Annotated in this window: 18 protein-coding genes, 1 tRNA gene and 1 pseudogene; 11 read left to right on the top strand and 9 right to left on the bottom strand. The window is 67.5% G+C overall.

Going from position 1 to position 22,819, the window contains the following annotated elements:
* Positions 1-718, bottom strand: a pseudogene (locus tag AC3WLY_RS32345) (hypothetical protein); the annotation flags it as partial.
* 25 nt (positions 719-743) lie between these two features.
* Positions 744-1,883, bottom strand: a complete 1,140-nt coding sequence (locus AC3WLY_RS32340) for a hypothetical protein (RefSeq protein WP_492332748.1) — start codon at positions 1,881-1,883, stop codon at positions 744-746.
* 491 nt (positions 1,884-2,374) lie between these two features.
* On the opposite strand from AC3WLY_RS32340, the gene AC3WLY_RS32335 reads away from it, so the two are divergent.
* Positions 2,375-2,992, top strand: coding sequence for a helix-turn-helix transcriptional regulator (locus AC3WLY_RS32335; RefSeq protein WP_425132154.1), 618 nt, complete (start codon positions 2,375-2,377; stop codon positions 2,990-2,992).
* A gap of 73 nt (positions 2,993-3,065) precedes the next feature.
* On the opposite strand, the gene AC3WLY_RS32330 is transcribed toward AC3WLY_RS32335, so the two are convergent.
* A tRNA-Leu gene (locus AC3WLY_RS32330) sits at positions 3,066-3,152 on the bottom strand.
* A 226-nt stretch (positions 3,153-3,378) separates the two neighbouring features.
* Between AC3WLY_RS32330 and hpnD the strand changes: the two genes are divergently transcribed.
* On the top strand, positions 3,379-4,212 hold the full coding sequence (hpnD, locus tag AC3WLY_RS32325; RefSeq protein WP_175961295.1) for a presqualene diphosphate synthase HpnD: 834 nt from the start codon (positions 3,379-3,381) through the stop codon (positions 4,210-4,212).
* 10 nt (positions 4,213-4,222) lie between these two features.
* On the opposite strand, the gene AC3WLY_RS32320 is transcribed toward hpnD, so the two are convergent.
* The 3 genes from AC3WLY_RS32320 to AC3WLY_RS32310 all read right to left on the bottom strand — a co-directional run bounded on the left by AC3WLY_RS32320 (position 4,223) and on the right by AC3WLY_RS32310 (position 7,425).
* Positions 4,223-5,443 carry a DUF1501 domain-containing protein gene (locus tag AC3WLY_RS32320; RefSeq protein ID WP_310141142.1) on the bottom strand — a complete coding sequence of 407 codons (1,221 nt, stop codon included), beginning with the start codon at positions 5,441-5,443 and terminating at the stop codon, positions 4,223-4,225.
* Between the two features lie 67 nt (positions 5,444-5,510).
* Positions 5,511-7,013, bottom strand: a complete 1,503-nt coding sequence (locus tag AC3WLY_RS32315; RefSeq protein ID WP_425132153.1) for a DUF1800 domain-containing protein — start codon at positions 7,011-7,013, stop codon at positions 5,511-5,513.
* 133 nt (positions 7,014-7,146) lie between these two features.
* Positions 7,147-7,425 (bottom strand): hypothetical protein, encoded by a 279-nt coding sequence (locus AC3WLY_RS32310; protein ID WP_072437142.1) that lies wholly within the window; start codon positions 7,423-7,425, stop codon positions 7,147-7,149.
* 258 nt (positions 7,426-7,683) lie between these two features.
* Between AC3WLY_RS32310 and ompR the strand changes: the two genes are divergently transcribed.
* The 4 genes from ompR (at position 7,684) to AC3WLY_RS32290 (ending at position 11,161) form a co-directional block, all read left to right on the top strand.
* Complete coding sequence (ompR, locus tag AC3WLY_RS32305) at positions 7,684-8,418, top strand: osmolarity response regulator transcription factor OmpR (protein ID WP_006478565.1); 735 nt, start codon at positions 7,684-7,686, stop codon at positions 8,416-8,418.
* 39 nt (positions 8,419-8,457) lie between these two features.
* A complete protein-coding gene (locus tag AC3WLY_RS32300) occupies positions 8,458-9,819 on the top strand; it encodes an ATP-binding protein (RefSeq protein ID WP_425132152.1) in 1,362 nt (453 codons plus the stop codon).
* A 189-nt stretch (positions 9,820-10,008) separates the two neighbouring features.
* Positions 10,009-10,557 carry a peroxiredoxin gene (locus tag AC3WLY_RS32295; protein ID WP_096471153.1) on the top strand — a complete coding sequence of 183 codons (549 nt, stop codon included), beginning with the start codon at positions 10,009-10,011 and terminating at the stop codon, positions 10,555-10,557.
* A 76-nt stretch (positions 10,558-10,633) separates the two neighbouring features.
* Positions 10,634-11,161: a carboxymuconolactone decarboxylase family protein gene (locus AC3WLY_RS32290; protein ID WP_006478562.1), complete on the top strand. Its 528-nt coding sequence runs from the start codon at positions 10,634-10,636 to the stop codon at positions 11,159-11,161.
* A gap of 149 nt (positions 11,162-11,310) precedes the next feature.
* Here the strand turns inward: AC3WLY_RS32290 and ispF are convergent, their stop codons facing one another.
* Together ispF and ispD are read right to left on the bottom strand one after the other, a co-directional pair.
* Positions 11,311-11,796 (bottom strand): 2-C-methyl-D-erythritol 2,4-cyclodiphosphate synthase, encoded by a 486-nt coding sequence (ispF, locus tag AC3WLY_RS32285; protein WP_175955821.1) that lies wholly within the window; start codon positions 11,794-11,796, stop codon positions 11,311-11,313.
* 28 nt (positions 11,797-11,824) lie between these two features.
* Positions 11,825-12,535: a 2-C-methyl-D-erythritol 4-phosphate cytidylyltransferase gene (gene ispD, locus AC3WLY_RS32280; RefSeq protein WP_492308776.1), complete on the bottom strand. Its 711-nt coding sequence runs from the start codon at positions 12,533-12,535 to the stop codon at positions 11,825-11,827.
* A 107-nt stretch (positions 12,536-12,642) separates the two neighbouring features.
* Here ispD and mfd point away from each other — a divergent pair, with 107 nt between their 5' ends.
* The 4 genes from mfd (at position 12,643) to AC3WLY_RS32260 (ending at position 19,082) form a co-directional block, all read left to right on the top strand.
* A complete protein-coding gene (gene mfd / locus AC3WLY_RS32275; RefSeq protein ID WP_492308777.1) occupies positions 12,643-16,113 on the top strand; it encodes a transcription-repair coupling factor in 3,471 nt (1,156 codons plus the stop codon).
* 94 nt (positions 16,114-16,207) lie between these two features.
* Positions 16,208-17,428, top strand: a complete 1,221-nt coding sequence (gene argE / locus AC3WLY_RS32270; protein WP_175961045.1) for an acetylornithine deacetylase — start codon at positions 16,208-16,210, stop codon at positions 17,426-17,428.
* A 24-nt stretch (positions 17,429-17,452) separates the two neighbouring features.
* Positions 17,453-18,472: a threonine/serine dehydratase family protein gene (locus AC3WLY_RS32265; protein WP_072437137.1), complete on the top strand. Its 1,020-nt coding sequence runs from the start codon at positions 17,453-17,455 to the stop codon at positions 18,470-18,472.
* A gap of 145 nt (positions 18,473-18,617) precedes the next feature.
* A complete protein-coding gene (locus tag AC3WLY_RS32260; protein ID WP_244137304.1) occupies positions 18,618-19,082 on the top strand; it encodes a DUF3574 domain-containing protein in 465 nt (154 codons plus the stop codon).
* A gap of 87 nt (positions 19,083-19,169) precedes the next feature.
* On the opposite strand, the gene AC3WLY_RS32255 is transcribed toward AC3WLY_RS32260, so the two are convergent.
* The gene (locus tag AC3WLY_RS32255; protein WP_492308778.1) at positions 19,170-21,695 is read right to left on the bottom strand and encodes a penicillin-binding protein 1A; all 2,526 of its coding nucleotides are present in this window, start codon (positions 21,693-21,695) and stop codon (positions 19,170-19,172) included.
* Between the two features lie 442 nt (positions 21,696-22,137).
* Here AC3WLY_RS32255 and AC3WLY_RS32250 point away from each other — a divergent pair, with 442 nt between their 5' ends.
* A complete protein-coding gene (locus AC3WLY_RS32250; RefSeq protein ID WP_059233905.1) occupies positions 22,138-22,818 on the top strand; it encodes a PspA/IM30 family protein in 681 nt (226 codons plus the stop codon).
* Position 22,819 lies beyond the last annotated feature (1 nt).

Raw genomic sequence — 22,819 nt, 5'->3', positions numbered from 1 at the left:
GCCCTTGCCGTCGCGTTGCCGTGCGAACCGCCCGGGCGACGCTGCGAACCGCCGCGCGCCGGACCTGCGGCGCGGCGCGCGCGACGGCCGGCAGCGCCCGGCGCACCAACATGCCGGCCAGCACGGGCGCCGCGGCGTCGATGCCGTCCTCGTCGAGGCCGTCGATCATCTCGTCGAACACCTCGAACTCGTCGGCGCCGTCGGCCAGCAGGCGGCCGGCGACGTTGGCGATGCGGCCGATCATCTGCGCCTGCGGAATCGGAATCATGCTGGCGAGCGGTCCGACCACGCGCGCCGCGCTGCCGATGCCGCGCCCGACGCTGCGCGCAACGCGCGCCAGCCGGCGAAAGAATTCGTCGCCGTCGGCCGCGTCGAGCGCGTCGGCGACGAGATCGTCCATCGCGTCGAGCTCGTCGGCGCCATCCCATTCGCCGGCCGCGTCGAACTCGTCGCCTTCGTCCGCTTCGTCGGCAAACTCGAATCCGTCGCCTTCGTCGTATTCGTCGAACCCGGCGCCGCCGCCCGCGAGACCGGCGACGACATTGCCGATCCCGCCCAACACCCGGCTGAGGAATTCGTCATCGCCCTCGTCGCCATAGTCGCCCTCGTCGAAACCGTCTTCGTCGAACTCGTCGTAGGCTTGCGCCGAAGCGCGGGCCGGACCTTCTGCGGCTTCGTACATCAGGTCGTCCATTGCATCCGTTTCGAATCGGTCCATGGTGTGCTCCTTTCAGCGCCAAGCGTCAGTGAGAGGTGATCGTCAGCGTGACCGGGCCGTCGATATGGAAACTTCGGCTCCGGCCGATGCGGGCGCTCCGCAACCCGTGTCCCATGTGCGCGGGACACACGAGCGGGCGCGGGGCGCCCTGCTGGACCGCGCTGCGGATCAGGCGCGGATTCTGTGCGAGCTGCCGGGCGGCGCGCGGCAGCTCGCGGCGGACGAGCCGCACGGCTTGCTGCGGCGTCGGCAGCTGACGTTGCGCCGCCGCGGCCGCGGCATGCGTCAGGCGCGGCAACGCGCGCACTGCATGCGGCGAGCGCGACCTCGCCAGCTCGCGCGCCGCGGCCGCGACGCCTCGCACCAGCGCGCGGCGCGCAGCGGCCGACAGTTGCGCGGCGTTTCGAAAACCCAGCCCGCGTATGGCGGTGCGAGCCGCCAGGCCGACCATCGGGGGCAAGGCTTCGTCGACGCCGTCTTCGACGTAGAGGTCCGCCAGCGCATCGAAGGCTTCGTCCGCGCCGGCGCTCCGGCTCAGCAACTGGCTGATCTGCCCGAACAGGCCCTGAGCCCCGCCCGCCGCCTGGCCGAGCGAGCCGGCCGCACGTCGGGTCTGACGCGCGGCGCGGCCGACACGTCGCGCGACGTACCCGGCACGGCCGAGCATGTCGGCCGCGGCCGGCGCCCCTGCGACGCGCGCCAGCCTTGCCAGGGCAACAGCCGCCGGCGAGACGGCGTCCGCGACGCTGCCGATCCGGCCCGCGACGTCGTCTGTACGCCGGGCGAGCGCGCCGACCTGCCCTGCGACGCCTGCCGCCCTGCCCAGCCCGCGGCCGACCACGCCGGCCGCACGCCCCATGCCGCCCAGCAATCGTCCGATGAATTCATCGTCGTCCGCCGCGTCGAGTCCGTCGGCCAGCTCTTCTTCGAATGCGTTCCAAAGCGCCATGTCGTCGACGCCATGCACGTCGTCGGCCAGGTCCTCGCCCGCATCGCTCTCTTGCGCATCGACGGCGAAGTCGCTGCTTTCGTCGAACGATTCGTCGTCGAATGACTCGTCGCCGAATGATTCGTCGGCGCTCTGCTCGTCGAAACGCTCGAATGCATCCGTCTCGTCGGTCGTGCCGGCTTCGTCCGCCACGTCGCCATCGAAGGGCTCATCCATTGCATTTCTCCGCGATCGATTCGGGACAGCAGGAAACCGGGCGTGCAGTGCAGCCGGCGCACGGTCGACCGACACGTTGACCCCACTCTAGTGGAACGCCTGCGTTCGCAAATCGCCCGTTGCAGTCGATTCGTTCGCATTCGCCTCGTCGCGCTGACTCGCACGGACAACCGTATTAAGGCGACGCCGAAGAAGCACATACGAACGCTCGCCATTCACCGGCTTGACCCATTTGGGGTAGTGCGTTTGTGGCGCGATGCCGGCCTTGCATTTCATCTGACGTTGTGCCACAACGGAAAAGTCGCAGCCGCGGCGGACAGGTGCATCGCAACAGCGAAAACCGTCGCGCGGTCGAGCGCTCCAGCGATGGAAGGCCGAACGGGTAGCGCGCGACCGACCACGGATCGTTTCCGCTTGCCCGTTGCTCAGGACCGCGAATTCCGGAGACTGCGCCGCGCCTGTCGCGAGGACGCGCCGACACGGCAGATCGGGTGACGAATGCAGTGCTTCACGGGTTGCGCAGAGTCATGTGGCGGCGGGCCCGGCCAACAACGTGGGGGAGCCATTCCGTGCCGGTATCTCAACCCGATGACGAGCGGCTGCCCGACGCGAGCAGGCTCTGGATCGATCGGCCGGCAGCCGGGGCGCAACGGCCGTTCGTCGGCCGGGAGATCGGCGAAGTCGAGCTCGCGGGACGCAAGTGCCGTGTGCTGCTCGCCGACGGCGCGGGGCCAGTCGATTGCGATATCGACGAGACGAACGGCGCGCGCTCGGCCGGTGCGGAAGGTGAAATCGTCCGCTTCGAATTCGAGGGGCACCGCTATGTGCTGGTGGCCGAAGCACGCCGCCGCCGGGATGCCGCGCCGCTCGGCGACAACCCGTCCGGCATCGACATCGGCAGGCTGTTGAGCAGCCGTGAAATGCAGGTGGTCCAGTTGGTCTGCATGGGTTTCCTGACCAAACAGATTGCCGATCGCCTGCATATCAGCGAGTTCACCGTGCGCTCGTACCTGAAGACGATCTACGCGAAGCTGGGAGTGCGGTCACGCGCCGCATTGGTGTTTCGCTTCATGAAAACGTTCAATGCGGACGCGCCGTTCAGGGAGTGAAAATGAAAAAATCCGCGAAGCATCGGCTGTCGCGGATTTTTTTGCATGTTCCGGTGCGGGGCGGAATGGCGTGTGGTGCGTGAGGCCGGACTCGAACCGGCACACCCTTGCGGGCGTCAGGACCTAAACCTGGTGCGTCTACCAATTTCGCCACTCACGCGTGTCTCTATCACCTGCCAGCGCGTTGCGCACCGGCCCCGGGCCATCGCGCCGACATGCAAAACCGGCGCGCCCGATCAGGCGAACGCGAGATATTACCCGATCCGCACGGCATTGTCTGCATCGACCGGCGAGGTTCACGCGCCGGTGCTAGAATGCCGCGCTTGATGCTTCCGGCGGTGCGCAACCGCACGTCCCCCGATACCGCCCCCGACCCGATTCCGCACGTGAATTTCGACGACTACTGTCAGCAGAAAGCCGCGCCCGCCGGCTCCAGTGTCTACTACGCGTTGCGACAGGCGCCGTTCGCCGTCCAGCCGCGCCTCACGGCCCTCTTCGCGCTGCGCCGCGAACTCGAGGAGACCGTCAAGGAAACCAGCGACCCGACCGTCGGCCACACGAAGCTCGCGTGGTGGCACAAGGAACTCGCGGCACTGGCCGACGCTCAGCCGTCGCACCCCGTCACGAAGGCGATCGCGCGGCATCATCCGGCGATCGCCGCCGAGGCCGACGCGTTGCGCACGCTCGTCAACGGTTACGGGATGGACCTCGAACAGGCGCGCTACCTCGATTTCGCGAACCTGCAGCGCTACATCGCGCAGGTCGGCGGCACCTTCGCGTCGCTGGTCGCGCGCGCCAGCGCCGCGAACCCGGCCGACCCGCAGCCGTGGGCCGCGGACGCCGGCCACGCGCTGATGCTCGCGCAATTCGTGCAGGAACTCGGCAACGACGCGCGCCACGGCCGCATCTACCTGCCGATCGACGAACTGCAGCGCTACAACGTGACCGCGGCCGATCTGCTGAACCGCCGCTACAGCCCTGCCTTCACCGAGTTGCTGCAATTCCAGACGGCGCGTGCGCGCGAAGCGCTCGCGGCGGCCGATGCAGCAATCCCCGCCCCCGAACGCCGCACTCAGCGCACGCTGCGCGCGCAGATCGCATTGGCCGGCTCGCTGCTCGACGAAATCGAGCGCGACGGCTACCAGGTGCTGCACCAGCGCATCGCGCTGACGCCGATCCGCAAGCTGTGGATCGCGTGGCGCGCCGCACGCCGGCGCTGAACCTGACGCATTACGCCTTCAACAACGGCAGCGTGTCGAATCGCTGCTGCAGCACGCGCGTCGCATCAAGCCCCCACCACGGGCCAAGCACCGTCGCGTAGAGCTGGCGGAAATCGACCGCGACCGGCAGGTTGCCGTTGCCGTCGAGCCGCCCGAGCGCCGGCGGCGCGCCGTACAGGCCGCCCGCCACGCGGCCGCCCATCACGAAATGCGGCGCGGCCGTGCCGTGATCGGTGCCGTTGCTCTGGTTCTCGCGCACGCGCCGCCCGAATTCCGCATACGTCATCACGAGCGTCTGGTTCCAGCGCCCGAGTTCGATCAGCGCGCCGCGCATCGCGCTCATTCCTTCCGCGAACTGCTTGAGCAGCGCGGCCTGCTGCCCCGGCTGGTTCTGGTGCGTGTCGAAGCCGTTGAGCGTCAGGCGCAGCACCGCGACGCCATCCTGCGCACCGGGCCCGGACGCTTCGCATGCGGCCAGCACCTGCATCGCGGTCTTGACCGACGTGCCGAACGCGCCGGCCGGAAACGCCGTCCTGAATTCACGCATCCCGCCGCGCGGGCGCAGCCGGTCGGCTGCCTTCACGATGTCGTTCTCGACGTCGATGATGTGCGCAAGCGCCGGGTTCTGCTCGCGCAGCGACGACGGTTCGGCGAGCCGGGCCGCACGGATGAACTGCGCGGGATTGACGAGCGCGATCGCGCGCGCGCCGTTCGCGAGCGGCCCCATCTCGGCGCTGCCGAGCACGACGCCGTCCGCCGCGAAACCGGGCGGCACCGGCGCCTGCGCGAACGTGCGCGTGAGCCAGCCTTCGTGCAGGTACTGGTCCGAACGCGACGCGGTATCCCAGATCTCGATCGAGCGGAAATGCGACAGATTCGGCTGCGGATAACCGACGCCCTGCACGACCGCGACCTGCCCGTCACGCCACAGCGGCATCAGCGGCGCGAGCGACGGGTGCAGCCCGGTGTGCGCGTCAAGTTGCAGCACCTGCTCGCGCTTGATGCCGATGCCGCGCCGGAACTGGTAGTACAGCGGGTCCGCATACGGCACCACCGTGTTGAGGCCGTCGTTGCCGCCCTTCAGCTCGACGAGGATCAGCACGTTCGCATACCCGGCCGCCGGTTGCCTGCCGGCCGGCGCCACCGAGGCCGCCAGCGCGGGCGACTGCCACATCGACACGCCCGCCGCGGCAGCGGCGCCCGTCAGCGTCAGAAAATCACGTCGGTTCATCGCACATCCTTTGGTTCGCCGCCCGGCACCTTTGCCGCACCGGCGCTCCGATTCGTCTTCGTTTGCATCATTTCAGTTGATAGGCCGGATCCATCAGCAGCGCTTCGAGATACGCGCTGCCGGTCGAATCCGTGTCGATCGCCGCGACCGGCGACACCGGCAGCACCGCGTGCTGAAGCTGAAGCTCGGTCGACAATCCCGCGATCGCCTGCGGCCGCGCACGATATTGCGCAAGCCAGCGTTCGAGATCGAAACGCAGGCCGCCGCGCGCGGGCTTGGCCGGCGCGCCGCGCATGCCCGCAGCGGACGCCGTGTCGGCCACCGGCATCGCTTGCGCACGCGCGTTCGGCGGCGGCGCCATCGGATGCGTCGGCGGCCGCATGCCGGCCGTCTCCGTCGCGCGGAACAGTTGCTCGACGAACTGCTTACGCGCGAGCAGCGTCGCGCTGTTGATCCACAGCGCGCCGCCCGGCCAGCCCTTCACGTTCGGCGGATAGAACAGGTTCTGCCCGAGCGTGCGCACGGTGTTCGCGAGCATCTGCGGATCGCCGTACGCGACGTCGAACAGCCGCACCGACCCGACGACGAACTCGGCCGGCGACTTGACGAGCACACCGCGGTTGCGTGGATCCCAGAACGCGTCGGTCGACCACAGCGCGGCGAGCGCCGCGCGAATATCGAAGCCGCTCGAGCGAAACCGCTCGGCCACGAGATCGAGCACGCCCGCGTCGGGCGTATCGGACACGAACTCGCGCCACAGCTTGCCGACGACGAAGCGCGCGGTGCCGGGCCGCTTCAGCAGGATGTCGACAAAGCCGTCGCCGTCGAACGGCCCCGTCTCGCCGAGAATCGTCTTGTCGCCCGCGTCGTGCCATTCTGGCCGCACCTCGAAGCGCAGCGTATCGGGATCGATCGTCCAGCCCGTCATCGCACGCGCGGCTTCGGTCACGTCGTACTGCGTGTAATGCCCTTCGCCGAGCGTGAACAGCTCCATCACCTCGCGCGCGAAATTCTCGTTCGGGCGCCCCTTGCGATTGCTCGCGCCGTCGAGATACTGCAGCATCGCCGGGTCCTTCGCGACCGCGTGCAGCAGCGTGCCGAAGTTGCCGAGCGCCTCGCGGCGAAAGAGCGCGTTCTGCGCGGCCATCGTTTGCGGATAAGGCACCTTGTCCTGCCCCGACGTGAAGTGCCCGTGCCAGAACAGCGTCATGCGCTCGGTCAGCGGCGACGGCGTCACGACCATCTCGTTGACCCACGCCGCGCGCAACGCCTCGTAGCGGCGATCGCGCTCGCGCTGCTCGTCGCGCCGCATGTCGGGAGTCAGCGCCTGGCGCTGCGCGCGCGTCGGCGGCAGCTCGGCGATCCAGTCGGGCCACGCCGTGACGGGTTCGCGGCGAACGTTGCCGAGCGTGTCGGCCACGACCTGCGCGCGCGTCATGCCGACGATGCGCGCGACCTCGGCGGGCGCGGGAGAGAAACCGGTGCGGCTCAGGAAAAACAGCGCATCGTCGGCGTCGAGCGCCGACTGCATCGCCGGCGACGGCGCCGGTGCGGCAGCGTTCGCTTTCATCGTCATGGACTCCCGGAACGCACCGGCGGTGCGGATGCCGGTACAACGGCAATCGGCAGGCGAAAGTTGACGGAAAAAGTGCTACGAATTTTTTCGGCGCGGCGTGTTCCGCGCAGGTCGAGGACGGCACGCGTCAGCGCTTGTACAGCTCGCGGACGGCGTCTTCGATGTGCTGGCGCAAAAGGTGGCGCTCCTCGGGCGTCATGTGCCCGTCGCGGCGGCGCTGCTCGAGATCGGGAGGCACGGCGGAACGGACCGTCGTCTCGGCGGCACGATCGGGCTGCTGCGTTTTGCCGCGCGGCAGCTTGCGCGACGGCGCCCCCTGCTCGGGGCGCTGCGCATACGCGAAGTTCGACGCATACGGACCGGCAAGCGCGATCGTCAGCATCAGTGCAATCCGGGCAGATCGCATGACCGTCCTCGCTTCTTTGGTCGATTTGTTCCCTTCGTCACGCGGCAACCGGCTACCTCTGGTACTTGAAAAACCCTGCGGAATTCGGGTGTGCAAAGATGAAAGATGGAATGCAGGGGAGTATCTACCGAACTTCGGCTTCGAGTAAAGGAATCTCTATAGCCTGCCTTTACTCCGCGCGACACTACGGGTAAATTTTGTAACCGACTGTAACGCGCGAAAATTCGCGGCCGTGCGCCAATTCCCATTCGCGATAAGATGCCGATCATGGAAACGAAAAACCCCTCCAAGATTCTCGTCGTCGACGACGACCCACGCCTGCGCGATCTGCTGCGCCGCTATCTCGGCGAGCAGGGTTTCAACGTATATGTCGCGGAAAACGCGACCGCGATGAACAAGCTCTGGGTACGCGAGCGCTTCGACCTGCTCGTGCTCGACCTGATGCTGCCGGGCGAGGACGGCCTGTCGATCTGCCGCCGCCTGCGCGGCAGCAACGACCGCACGCCGATCATCATGCTCACCGCGAAGGGCGAGGACGTCGATCGCATCGTCGGCCTCGAGATGGGCGCCGACGATTACCTGCCGAAGCCGTTCAACCCGCGCGAACTCGTCGCGCGCATTCACGCGGTGCTGCGCCGCCAGGCGCCGGCCGAACTGCCGGGCGCACCGTCCGAAACCACCGAGGTGTTCGAGTTCGGCGAGTTCTCGCTGAACCTCGCGACGCGCACGCTGACGAAGTCCGGCCAGGAAATTCCGCTGACGACCGGCGAGTTCTCGGTGCTGAAGGTGTTCGCGCGCCATCCGCGCCAGCCGCTGTCGCGCGAGAAGCTGATGGAGCTCGCGCGCGGCCGCGAATACGAAGTGTTCGACCGCAGCCTCGACGTGCAGATCTCGCGCCTGCGCAAGCTGATCGAACCGGATCCGGGCAGCCCGCGTTTCATCCAGACCGTCTGGGGCCTCGGTTACGTGTTCATTCCGGACGGCGCCGCCTGATTTTTTCTTTTCCGGTTTCGCCCGCCCACGGCCCGTCCCATGCGTATTGACCGGCGCCTCCTGCAGCTCGCGTTCGGCGGGCTGTTCTGGCGCACCTTCCTGCTGATCGCGCTGCTGATCTCGGTCAGTCTCGCCGCGTGGTTTCAGAGCTTTCGCGTGATCGAGCGCGAGCCGCGTGCGCAGCGCGTCGCGCTGCAGCTCGTCGCGGTCGTGAAGCTCACGCGAACCGCCCTGCTCTATTCCGATCCCGATCTGCGGCGTGCGCTGCTGCAGGATCTCGAGAGCAACGAGGGCGTGCGCGTTTACCCGCGCGAGAAAACCGACAAGTTCAAGCTGCAGCCCGACGAATCGCTGAATCGCCTGATCGAGCACGACATCCGCAGCCGCCTCGGCGACGATACCGTGATCGCGCAGTCGGTCAACGACATTCCCGGCGTGTGGATCAGCTTCAAGATCGACGACGACGATTACTGGGTCGCGCTCGATCGCGACCAGCTCGACAACGTCACGGGCCTGCAGTGGGCCGGCTGGGGGCTGTTCGCGCTCGCGCTGTCGCTGTTCGGCTCCGCGTTCATCACGAGCCTCGTGAACCGGCCGTTCTCGCGGCTCGCGCTCGCCGCGCGCCAGGTCGGCTCGGGCCAGGCGCCCGAACCGCTGCCCGAGCGCGGGATGGGCGTCGCGGCCGACACCAATCGCAGCTTCAACCAGATGGTGCGCGACCTCGAACAGCTCGAGGCCGACCGCGCGCTGATGCTCGCGGGCATCTCGCACGACCTGCGCACGCCGCTCGCGCGGCTGCGCCTCGAAACCGAGATGAGCCCGTCCGACCAGGCAACCAAGGACGCGATGGTCGACGACATCGAGCAGATGGACCGCATCATCGCCGCCTTCATCGACTACGCACGCCCGTCGCAGCGCAAGCCCGAGCCCGTCGACCTGTCGTCGATCGCGCAGGAAGTTGCCGCGCGCATAGCGAGCGAGGACGGCGTCGAGATCCGCACGCGGCTCGCGCCGAGCGCGGTCATCGAAGCCGACGAGACCGACATGCGCCGCGTGATCGGCAATCTCGTCGAGAACGCGCGCAAGTACGGCCAGAGCAAGCAGGACGGCATCTCGCGCATCACGCTCGAGACGCGCATATCGCACGCGCGCGTCGAGCTGTCGGTGAGCGACGAAGGCCCCGGCATCCCCGAAGATCAGCTGCCGCTCGTGATGCGGCCGTTCTATCGCGTCGACACCGCGCGCACCAAGGCGGACGGCACGGGCCTCGGGATGGCGATCGTGCTGCGGCTCGTCGGCCGCTATCGCGGCGCGCTGCGACTGCGCAACCGCAACCCCGAAGCGGGCCTCGAAGTCACGCTCGAATTCCCCGGCGCCGGCAAGGCGCGTACGACCGCGTGACGCGCTCGCGCACGCTTCTCGCGCCCCACACTATCGATCCGGTTGAAAAAAACTATGAAAATCGTTAGTTAAAATCTATTGAAGCATATTATTAATAGTGTTATAGTTTGCCGCATGCTGTCACACCATCGTTGCAGCACCGAGGTAGCTTGACTCAGCCTTCTTCCCAACTCATACAGGAGTATCCGCATGAAAACCGTGGGCGATAAACTCGAAGCTTTCACCGTCGTAGCCGCGAAGCCGGGCTTCAACAATCACGAGGAAAACGGCCAGTCGGCGTTCGAGACCGTCACCGAAGCGTCGTTCCCGGGCAAGTGGAAGATCATCTACTTCTATCCGAAGGATTTCACGTTCGTGTGCCCGACGGAAATCGTCGAGTTCGCGAAGCTCACGAAGCAGTTCGAAGAGCGCGACGCCATCCTGCTCGGCGGCAGCTCGGACAACGAATTCGTCAAACTCGCATGGCGCCGTGAGCACAAGGACCTGGACAAGCTGAACCACTACTCGTTCGGCGACGTCAAGGGCGAGCTGATCGACCAGCTCGGCGTGCGCGACAAGGAAGCCGGCGTGGCCCTGCGTGCAACGTTCATCGTCGATCCGGACAACACGATCCAGCACGTTTCGGTGAACAACCTGAACGTCGGCCGCAGCCCGGCAGAAGTCCTGCGCATTCTGGACGGCCTGCAAACGGACGAACTGTGCCCGTGCAACCGTGCAGTCGGCGGCGCAACGCTGTAAGCGCATCGATGCACGAAGCCCGCGGCGCACGTCCTGCCTGCGGGCTTTTTTAACGGCCAACCCATAGGAGATATCAATGGAATTCATCGACTCGATTAAGGCACGTATTCCCGACTACGCGAAGGACATTCGCCTGAACCTCGACGGCACGATCTCGCGCTCGTCGCTCGAAGGCACCGATGCGGTCGGCGTCGCGCTGGCGGCGGCGATCGCGGCGAAGAGCACGGTGCTCGTGAAGACGATCCGCGAAGCCGGCGTACTGTCGCCCGAAGAGACGAACGCCGTGCTGACGGCAGCCGCGCTGATGGGGATGAACAACACCTGGTATCCGTATGTCGAGATGGCCGACGACGCCGACCTGAAGACGCAGCGCGCCGAGCTGCGGATGGGCGCGTACGCGACGCACGGCGGCGTCGACAAGCGCAAGTTCGAGATGTACGCGCTCGCCGCGTCGATCGTCGGCAAGTGCCACTTCTGCGTGAAGTCGCACTATGCGCTGCTGAAGAACGAGCAAGGGATGACCGTCACGCAGTTGCGCGACGTCGGCCGCATCGCGTCGGTGATCAACGCCGCCGCGCAGGTGATCGCCGCCGAAGGCGAGTAAACGGCTGCATGAGCGGTTTCGCCGCGCGACCGGCAACCGTGCCGGGGTGGCGGTCGCCCCAAACGAAAATGGCCACGCATCAGCGTGGCATTTTCATTTCCGCAGCACCACCGCGCGCGGAACGAGCCGCGCGCCGCCACAACCGGGCGTCAGCCGCCCTGCCTGACCAGCAGCGCGGCGGCCTGCGCCTCGATGCCCTCGCCGCGGCCGAGATAACCGAGCTTCTCGTTGGTCTTCGCCTTCACGTTCACGCGGTCGAGCGGCAGCCCGAGATCGGCCGCGATGTTCGCGCGCATCCCGTCGATATGCGGCGCGAGCTTCGGCGCCTGCGCGATCACGGTGCTGTCGACGTTCTGGATCGCGAAGCCGGCCGCCTTCACGCGGGCAACGCATTCGCGCAGCAGCACGCGGCTGTCCGCGCCCTTGAACGCCGCGTCGGTGTCGGAGAAATGGCGGCCGATGTCGCCGAGCGCCGCCGCGCCGAACAGCGCGTCGGTGATCGCGTGCAGCAGCACGTCCGCGTCCGAGTGGCCGAGCAGGCCGCGCTCGTACGGAATCGTCACGCCGCCGATGATGAGCGGGCGCCCCGGGACGAGCTGGTGCACGTCGTAGCCTTGTCCGATTCTGAAATCCATGCGTGTTCCGATTGAGATGGGGTGAAAGTCAGGAAGCGTTCGCGGAGCGCGCGAGAATCGCTTCCGCGAGCGCGAAATCTTCCGGATACGTGACCTTGAAGTTGCGCAGGCTGCCCTGCACGACGCGCGGCGTGTGGCCCGCCCATTCGATCGCGCTCGCTTCGTCGGTCAGGTCGTGCCCTTCGCGCTGCGCGCGCAGGATCGCGTCGCGCAGCATGCCGATGCGGAACATCTGCGGCGTCTGCGCCTGCCACAGCGAGTCGCGCGACTCGGTGCGCACGATCGCGTCGCCGCCGGCCGGCACGCGCTTGAGCGTATCGGCCACCGGCAGCGCGACGATGCCGCCGACCGGGTCGTCCTTCAGCGTCGCGACGAGCGTGCGGATCAGCTCCGGCGTGATGCCCGGGCGCGCGGCGTCGTGCACGAGCACCCAGTCGTGATCGGTCGCACCGAATTCGGCCAGCCCGAGCAGCCCGTTCAGCACCGACGCCTGCCGCGAGCCGCCGCCGCAGCGGCGCACCGCGAAGCGCAGGCCCGCGAAGCGGCGCGCGTCGAAATGGGAATCGTCGGGCGCGAGGACGACGAGCGTCTGCGCGAATTCGCTGCACGCGTCGAACGCGGCGAGCGTGTAATGCAGGAGCGCGCGGCCGGCCAGCGTGCGATATTGCTTCGGCACGGCCGAGCCGGAACGGCTGCCCGTGCCGGCACAGGGAATCAGGGCGAAAAGTCGGGGAGTCACGAAAGGAAACGCCGGAAAGATGAAATCGAGAAGCGGATTTTATAATAGGTCTTTCGTCTCGACCGGCGCACCGCGATGCGCCCGTGCACGCCACCCCTGCCGTCCCTATGCCAGATAACGCTTCCACCCTGTCCGCCTCGCCCGTTGCCCGCGTCAAACCCGGCCAGCGCTTTGCCTTCGACGGCGCGCACGGTTCCGCCGACGCGCTCGCCATCGCCCGTTATCTCGCCGACAACCGCCGGGACGTGCCGCTCCTCGCGGTGATCTGCGCGAACGCGGTCGACGCACAGCGGCTCTCGCAGGAAATCCGCTACTTCTCGCCCGATGCGCGCGTACGCCTGCTGCCGGACTGGGAAACGCTGCCGTACGACACGTTCTCGCCGCACCAGGACCTCGTGTCCGAGCGGCTCGCGACGCTGCACGATCTCGGCGAAGGCCGCTGCGACATCCTGCTCGTGCCCGCGACCACCGCGCTGTACCGGATGCCGCCCGCGTCGTTCATGGCCGCGTACACGTTCGCGTTCGCGCAGGGCGAACGGCTCGACGAGGCGAGGCTGAAGGCGCAGCTCACGCTGGCCGGCTACGAGCACGTGAGCCAGGTCGTGCGGCCCGGCGAATACTGCGTGCGCGGCTCGCTGATCGACCTGTACCCGATGGGCTCGCCGCTGCCGTACCGGATCGACCTGTTCGACGACCAGGTCGACTCGATCCGCGCGTTCGACCCCGACACGCAGCGCAGCCTCTACCCGGTGCGCGACGTGCGCCTCTTGCCCGGCCGCGAGTTCCCGTTCGACGAAGCCGCGCGCACGGCCTTCCGCAGCCGCTGGCGCGAGACCTTCGAAGGCGACCCGAGCCGCGCGCCGATCTACAAGGACATCGGCAACGGCGTGCCGTCGGCCGGCATCGAGTATTACCTGCCGCTGTTCTTCGACGAAACGGCCACGCTGTTCCACTACCTGCCGCAGGACGCGCACCTCGTGTTCACCGGCGATCTCGAAGCCTCGATCCGCCGCTTCACAGCCGATACGAAGCAGCGCCACGCGTTCCTGTCGCACGATCGCGAGCGGCCGATCCTGGAGCCGCAGCGCCTGTTCCTGTCCGACGAGGATTTCTTCGCGCTCGCGAAGCCGTTCGCACGCGTCGTGCTGCCCGCTCAACCGGCCGGCGGCTGGGCGACCGCGCTGCCCGAGCTCACCGTCGACCGGCATTCCGACGATCCGCTCGCGTCGCTGCGTACGTTCGTCGAATCGTCGGGCAAGCGCGTGCTGCTGACCGTCGAATCGGCCGGCCGCCGCGAGACGATCCTGCAATTGCTCGCCGAGCACCATCTGCGGCCGGTGTCGAACGACCACTTCGCCGGCTGGCTCGCGAGCGACGAACGCTTCGCGCTCGGCGTCGCGCCGCTCGCGAACGGCTTCGCTGTGCCGGGCGAAGGCTACGCGATCGTCACCGAAACCGAGCTGTACGGCGCGCTCGGCCGCCGCGCGGGCCGCCGCCGGCAGGAACAGGCCAGCAACGTCGACGCGATGGTGCGCGACCTGTCGGAGCTGAAGGTCGGCGACCCGGTCGTCCACGCGCAGCACGGCATCGGCCGCTACATGGGCCTCGTGTCGATGGATCTCGGCGAAGGCGAGACCGAATTCCTGCATCTCGAATACTCGGGCGACAGCAAGCTCTACGTGCCCGTCGCGCAATTGCACGTGATCTCGCGCTACAGCGGCGCCGATCCCGACAGCGCGCCGCTGCACGCGCTCGGCTCCGGCCAGTGGGAGCGCGCGAAGCGCAAGGCCGCGCAGCAGATCCGCGACACGGCCGCCGAGCTGCTGAACCTGTACGCGCGCCGCGCGGCCCGCGAAGGCCACGCGTTCGCGCTCGACCCGCGCGACTACGTGAAATTCGCGGAAAGCTTCGGCTTCGAGGAAACGCCCGACCAGGCTGCCGCGATCGCGGCCGTGATCGGCGACATGACGAGCGGCAAGCCGATGGACCGCCTCGTGTGCGGCGACGTCGGTTTCGGCAAGACCGAGGTCGCGCTGCGCGCCGCGTTCATCGCGGTGATGGGCGGCAAGCAGGTCGCGCTGCTGTCGCCGACCACGCTGCTCGCCGAGCAGCACACGCAGACCTTCGTGGACCGCTTCGCGGACTGGCCGGTGCGGATCGTCGAGCTGTCGCGCTTCAAGACCGCGAAGGAAGTGAACACGGCGATCGCGCAGATCAACGAAGGCAGCGTCGACATCGTGATCGGCACGCACAAGCTGCTGTCGTCGGACGTGCAGTTCAAGCGCCTCGGCCTGGTGATCATCGACGAGGAACACCGCTTCGGCGTGCGCCAGAAGGAAGCGCTGAAGGCGCTGCGCGCGGAAGTCGACGTGCTGACGCTCACCGCGACGCCGATCCCGCGCACGCTCGGGATGGCGCTCGAAGGGCTGCGCGATTTCTCGGTGATCGCGACCGCGCCGCAGAAGCGGCTCGCGATCAAGACCTTCGTGCGCCGCGAGGAAGAAAGCGTGATCCGCGAGGCGATGCTGCGCGAGCTGAAGCGCGGCGGCCAGGTGTATTTCCTGCACAACGAGGTCGAGACGATCGAGAACCGCAAGGCGATGCTCGAGGAACTCGTGCCCGAAGCGCGCATCGTGATCGCGCACGGCCAGATGCACGAGCGCGAGCTCGAGCGCGTGATGCGCGATTTCGTCGCGCAGCGCGCGAACGTGCTGCTGTGCACGACCATCATCGAGACCGGCATCGACGTGCCGAGCGCGAACACGATCCTCATGCACCGGTCGGACAAGTTCGGCCTCGCGCAGCTCCACCAGTTGCGCGGCCGCGTCGGCCGCTCGCATCACCAGGCCTATGCGTACCTGCTGGTCCACGATCCGCAGGCGCTGACCAAGCAGGCGCAGCGCCGGCTGGAAGCGATCCAGCAGATGGAGGAACTCGGCTCGGGCTTCTATCTCGCGATGCACGACCTCGAGATCCGCGGCACCGGCGAAGTGCTCGGCGACAAGCAGTCGGGCGAGATCCACGAGATCGGCTTCCAGCTTTATACGGACATGCTGAACGACGCGGTGAAGGCGCTGAAGAACGGCAAGGAGCCCGACCTCACCGCGCCGCTCGCCGCGACGACGGAAATCAACCTGCATGCGCCCGCGATCCTGCCGGCCGACTACTGCGCGGACGTGCAGGAGCGGCTGTCGCTGTACAAGCGTCTCGCGAACTGCGAGCACGGCGACGCGATCGACGGCATCCAGGAGGAACTGATCGACCGCTTCGGCAAGCTGCCGCCGCAGGCGCACGCACTCGTCGAGACGCACCGGCTGCGCATCGCCGCGAAGCCGCTCGGCATCGTGAAGATCGACGCGAGCGAAGCAGCGATCGGGCTGCAGTTCGAGCCGAATCCGCCGATCGATCCGATGCGGATCATCGACATGGTGCAGAAGCACCGGCACATCAAGCTCGCGGGCCAGGACAAGCTGCGCATCGAGACGCGCTCGCCCGATCTCGCGATCCGCGTGTCGACGATCAAGGAAACGCTGCGCGCGCTCGCGCCGAAGCAGGGAGCGGCCGCCGCGGTGCGCTGAAGGCCGCGGCGATGCTGCACCGCACCGCGCCCGGCGCAGGCGGGCCGCCGCGTTTTTGAGTATGATTTTCCCATTCATCAGACGGAGTTTTGCCATGTCCACTCTCGACGCGACGGCGCCGTCCGCCGCAACCCAAGGCGACGCATCGCTGATCGGCCTGCCCTGGGTCAAGCAACTGGTGTCGATGGACACGACGAGCCGCGTGCCGAATCTCGGCCTGATCGAAACGGTGCGCGACGCGCTCGCCGCGAAAGGCATCGCGTCGACGATCACGCACGATCCGCGCGAAGGCTGGGCAAACCTGTTCGCGACGGTGCCCGCGCACGACGGCTCGACGAACGGCGGCATCGTGCTGTCCGGGCATACCGACGTCGTGCCGGTCGACGGCCAGCAATGGGACAGCAACCCGTTTGCGCCGGAAATCCGCGACGGCCGCCTGTACGGCCGCGGCACTTGCGACATGAAGGGGTTCATCGGCACGGCGCTCGCGCTGTTGCCCGAAATGCAGGCGACGAAGCTCGCGAAGCCGATCCATTTCGCACTTTCCTACGACGAGGAAATCGGCTGCGCGGGCGCGCCGCTGATGATCGCCGACCTCGTCAAGCGCGGCGTGCAACCGTCCGGCTGCATCGTCGGCGAGCCGACCAGCATGCGGCCGATCATCGCGCACAAGGGCATCAACGCGTACCGCTGCTGCGTGCGCGGCCACGCGGCGCATTCGTCGCTGACGCCGAAGGGGCTCAACGCGATCGAGTACGCGGCGCGCCTCATCTGCCACATCCGCGACATCGCCGAACGCTTTCGCGCCGAAGGCCCGTTCGACGAGCTGTACGACGTGCCGTTCACGACCGCGCAGACGAGCACGATCCAGGGCGGCAACGCGATCAACACGGTGCCGGCCGAATGCCGGTTCGACTTCGAGTTCCGCAACCTGCCGACGCTCGATCCCGAGCAGATCTTCACGCGCATCGAAGCGTATGCGCAGCAAACGCTGCTGCCGCAGATGCTTCGCGAGCATCCGAATGCCGCGATCGAGTTCTCGAAGATCGCCGCGGCGCCCGGCCTCGACGCGACCGAACAGGCCGCGATCACGCAGCTCGTGCGCGCATTGACCGCCGACCAGGACAAGCGCAAGGTCGCGTACGGCACCGAAGCCGGCCTGTTCGAACGCGCGGGCATCCCGAGCGTCGTGTGCGGGCCCGGCAATATCGAGCAGGCGCACAAGCCGAACGAATATGTCGAGCTCGCGCAGCTCGCCGGCTGCGAGCAGTTCCTGCGCAAGTTCATCCGCAGCATGTCGGTCGACGCGCACTGACTGCCTCCCGCCACCCGCCACGTCATGTCGACTGAACAGCAGGGCACTGCCCATACGACGATCGACGGCGAGCCGATTCCGACGCTCGACGAAATCGCCGCGCAGCATTTCGCGTTGTCGCCCTGGGTCGCGCGAACGCCCGTGTTCGAACGCGCCGACCTGCCGTCCCTCGAGGGCACGCACGTCAACTTCAAGTTCGAACTGCTGCAGGCGAGCGGCAGCTTCAAGGCGCGCGGCGCATTCACGCACCTGCTCGCGCTCGACGAGGCACGCAAGGATGCCGGCGTCACCTGCGTGTCGGCCGGCAATCATGCGGCAGCCGTCGCGTATGCGGCGATGCGGCTCGGCAGCAGCGCGAAGGTCGTGATGTTCCATACCGCGAGCCCGTCGCGCATCGCGCAGTGCAAGCAGTACCGCGCGGAAGTCGTGCTCGCGGGCAGCGCATCGCAGGCGTTCGATCTCGTGCGGCGGATCGAGGCCGAGGAAGGCCGCTTCTTCATCCATCCGTTCAACGGCTATCACACGATCCTCGGCACCGCGACGCTCGGCTACGAATGGGCGACGCAGACGCCCGACCTCGACGCGGTGATCGTGCCGATCGGCGGCGGCGGGCTCGCGGCCGGCATGGCGACCGCGCTGCGGCTCGCGAATCCGCGCGTGCACGTGTATGGCGTCGAGCCGGAAGGCGCCGACGCGATGAGCCGCAGCTTCGCGGCGAATCACACGATCAAGATGAGCGCGATGCAGACGATCGCCGATTCGCTGATGGCGCCGCACACCGAGGAATACAGCTACCAGCTGTGCCGGCGCCACGTCGACCGCATCGTGACCGTGTCCGACGACGCGCTGCGCGCCGCGATGCTGTTCCTGTTCTCGCACCTGAAGCTGTCGGTCGAACCGGCTTGCGCAGCCGCGCTCGCCGCGCTGCTCGGCCCGCTGCGCGAAACGCTGCAGGGCAAGCGCGTCGGCGTGCTGCTGTCGGGCACCAACACCGACCCCGGCACGCTCGGCATGCATCTCGCGCACGCGAAACGGCAGCACTGACCGCGCGCCAGGCGCCAGCGAACCGACCTAGGGTTATCCCCAGATTATGTTGACAGCCCTGTTGATAACCCGCCGAACAAGCACGCAAGTGGTTGAGCGCGCAGCGTTTTGCGCGCACGGAGGTCGTCGGACGCGAAATGAGCAAATGCGGCCGCTATGGGCTGCAATGTGGCGGCGCCGCGCGCGGCCGCTGATCGCCGCCGTGGCGATCGCACTGCTCGCCGGTTGCGCGGCACCACCCTCGCCCGTCGCCGGCGCGCAGCCGGCCTGCACGCAGCCGGGCGCGAGCCGCATGTTGCAGGCCGACCTGCTGTTCGGACGCGACATCGCCGGACGCGGCCCCGTCACCGATGCCGAACGCGCGACGTTCCTCGCCGACACCGTCACGCCGCGCTTCCCCGACGGCTTCACGTACTGGGACACGCACGGCCAATGGCGCGATCGCGCGACCGGCAACATCACACGGGAACAGAGTTTCGTGATCCGTATCATCGCCGACGATACGCCCGACACGCACGCGCGGCTCGCCGCGATCCGTCACGCGTACGCGGAGCGGTTCCGTCAGGAGTCGGTCGGTATCACGTTCATGCCGGCCTGCGCGTCGTTCTGATTCGGCGTCTCCCGCTACCTGCCGGCAGCGCGCAAAAAAACGGGCGCCCGAAGGCGCCCGTCGCATGCCGGAACAGCGGCGTACCGCTTACTTGCTCTCGAACATGTCCATGATCTGCTGCTTCTCCTGCGGCGTGACGGGCGGCGGCGTGAGCCCTGCCGCGCCGGCCGAGCCGAGTGCGTCGTTCGCGCTGATCGCATTCTCGGCCGGATTGATGTCGACGTTCCCGACGAAGCCGTTGCCCGGCGTGCGATCTGCGTAGAACAGCTCGCCGTCGAGCGAGGTCAGGCCGTCCGGCATCGGCATCTGCTGCTCCGGCACGCCGTTCAGCGCGGTGCGCATGTAATTCACCCAGATCGGCAGCGCAAGCTGCGCGCCGAATTCGCGGCTGCCGAGGCTCTTCGGCTGATCGAAGCCCATCCACGCGACCGCGACGAGCGACTGCTGGTAGCCGGCGAACCAGCCGTCCTTCGCGTCGTTCGTCGTACCCGTCTTGCCCTGCAGGTCGCTGCGGCCCAGTGCGTTGGTGCCCGCACCCGTGCCGGCCGTCGCGACCGTGTGCAGCAGGCTGTTCATCACGTACGCGTTGCGGCCTTCGATCGTGCGCGGCGCCGTGCTGCCCGCGATCACCGGCTGCGACTTCTGCAGTGCCTGGCCGCGCGCGTCGTCGACTTCGGCGATCAGGTACGGATCGACCTTGTAGCCGCCGTTCGCGAACACCGCGTAGCCGGTCGCGAGCTGCAGCGGCGTCACGAGGCCCGCGCCGAGCGCCATCGGCAGGTACGGCGGCGTCTTCGCGGGATCGAAGCCGAAGCGCTGCGTCACGTACTGCTGCGCATACTGCGTGCCGATCGATGCGAGGATCCGGATCGACACGAGGTTCTTCGAGCGCTGCAGGCCGGTGCGCATCGTCATCGGGCCGTCCGGCTGGTCGTCGTCCTTCGGCTCCCACGCGGTGCCGCCCGGCACGCTCGGCGGGAAGTACAGCGGCGCGTCGTTAATGATCGTCGCCGGCCCGAGGCCCTTGTCGAGCGATGCCGAATAGATGAACGGCTTGAACGACGAGCCCGGCTGCCGCCATGCCTGCGTCACGTGGTTGAACTTGCTCTTGTTGAAGTCGAAGCCGCCGACGAGCGAACGGATCGCGCCATCCTGCGGCGCGATCGCGACGAGCGCGCCTTCGACCTGCGGCAGCTGCACAACCTGCCAGCCCGTCTTGCCGTCCTTCAGCACGCGCACGATCGAGCCCGGCTTGATGCGCAGCGCGTTGTTCGCGCGGGGCCCGAGCGCGGCCGACACGAAGCGCAGCCCGGCCGGGCCGATCGTCGTCGTCGCGCCGCCGACGAACTGCACCTCGACCGCGTTCGGCGAGGCCGACAGCACGACCGCCGACTGCAGGTCGCCGTTGTCCGGGTGATCGGCGAGCGCATCGTCGATCGCCTCGTCGCGGTCGTCGCCGGCCGCGGGCAGGTTGATCGACGCTTCCGGCCCGCGATAGCCGTGGCGGCGCTCGTAGTCGAGAATGCCGCGACGCACGGCCTGGTACGCGGCTTCCTGGTCGGCCGAGTTGATCGTCGTCGTGACGGTCAGCCCGCGCGTGTAGGTTTCGTCCTTGTACTGCTGGTACATCATCTGCCGCACCATCTCGGCGACGTATTCGCCGTGCACCGCGTACTGGTTGCCCGGCGTGCGCACGTGGATCTCTTCCTTCACGGCCGCGTCGTACTGCGGCTGCGTGATGTAGCCGACCTCGAGCATGCGCTTCAGGATGTATTCCTGGCGCACCTTCGCGCGCTTCGGATTCACGACCGGGTTATACGCGGACGGCGCCTTCGGCAGCCCCGCGAGCATCGCCGCTTCCGCGAGCGTGATGTCCTTCAGGTCCTTGCCGAAGTACACCCGCGCGGCGGCCGCGAAGCCGTACGAGCGCTGGCCGAGATAGATCTGGTTCATGTACAGCTCGAGGATCTGGTCCTTCGTCAGGGCCTTCTCGATCTTGTACGCGAGCAGCATCTCGTAGATCTTGCGCGTGTAGGTTTTCTCGCTCGACAGGAAGAAGTTGCGCGCGACCTGCATCGTGATCGTGCTCGCGCCCTGGCGCGCGCCGCCGTGCATCAGGTCGGCGACGCCCGCCCGCAGGATGCCGACGAAATCGACGCCGCCGTGCTCGTAGAAGCGGTAGTCCTCGATCGCGAGCACGGCCTTCTTCATCACGTCCGGAATGTCCTGGAAGCGCACGAGGCTGCGGCGCTCCTCGCCGAACTCGCCGATCAGCACGTGATCGGCCGTAAACACGCGCAGCGGCACCTTCGGCTGGTAGTTGGTCAGCGCATCGAGCGACGGCAGTTGCGGCGCCATCACGACCAGCGCGTAGCCGACGATCAACGCACCGACGATCGCCAGCGTGACGAACAGGCCGACGAACCACAGCGCGACGCGCGAGCCGAACGAGCGACGGCCTCCGCCGCCGCCGCTGCGTTGTGCGCGGCGGCCGTCGTCGCGATGGTCGCGATCGTCGTCATCGGGGTAATAGGCCCCGGACGGCGAACGGCGCAGCGTGTAGTGGGGTTCGTTCCTGTCGGAAGAAGAAGGTGGTCGTTTGATAATTGGCATGTCGGAATGGCGGGCGTACGTGGCGCCCTCGGACGCATGCGGAAATGCAAGCGGATGGATCAGAGCGGTGCATCGAGATGCGACTGTCACGTCGACAGACCCCGCCGCGCGGCGATCCGTTCCCGCGACGTGACAGCGCATTTTAATGAAATCGACCGGGTGCCTTCGCGATTTTTTGTAAAAATTCCCGCAACGCCGTGATTTGCGGAACGTATTGTCGGCATCCTCGGCCTATCATGGACACGCAATATGGCGCGCGCGGCCGATTTTCTTTCAATCGCGAAAGGTTTGTCATCCCGATACGCAAGCCGCTTGAACTCACGCGTTTAAGCCGTATTTAAGTGAACCGGTGGTGTAATATCCGCCGGCTCACGCGGGTCGCAACCGGCCCGCGGCGGGCATTGCCGCGGTCACGCGGCGCCTTTCAACCACGGAGGATTTCATGTCGCTTTTCGACTCTGTTTCGCGCACGATCAAAGGCCTGCTGAACGATGCGGCCGATTCGGTACAGGATCCGTCGCGCGACGCACGGCAGATCGTGCGGGAGCTCGACGACAGCATCGGTCGTGCCGAGAATTCGCTGATCGAGATCGAGGCACAGGTCGCGACCCAGCGCAGCAAGCGCGATGCGGCCGACGACAAGGTGAAGAAGTACGAGGACGGCGCGAAGCGCGCGCTGCAGTCCGGCGACGAAGCGCTCGCACGCGAGGCACTGGCCGCGCAGTCGAACGCGGAAGCCGAGCGCGACGCGCTCGCGGCCGAGCTGACGACGCTCGAGCCGTCGGTCGACAAGCTGAAGGGGCAGATCGCCGACATGCGCCAGCGCCGCAACGACCTGAACGCGCGCTCGAACATCCTGCAGGCCAAGCAGGAAATCGCGCAGGCGAAGGATGTCGCTGCCAGCGCCCTGGGCGGCATCGGCGGCAAGAACCTGTCCGAGGATTTCCAGAAGCTCGAGGACAAGGTCGCGCTGCAGAACGCACGCTCGGACGCGCGCCTCAATTCGGCCGACACGTCGAGCGGCAAGGCGCTCGACGACAAGCTCGCCGCGCTGAACAAGGGCCCGTCGGTCGAGGATCGCCTCGCCGCGCTGAAGAAGCAGCTCGACACGCCCGCGCAGTAAC

Source organism: Burkholderia sp. FW306-1C-G01B (assembly GCF_058781685.1).
The sequence above is the reverse complement of the archived record's forward strand: the minus strand, read 5'-3'. Positions and strand labels throughout refer to the sequence as shown.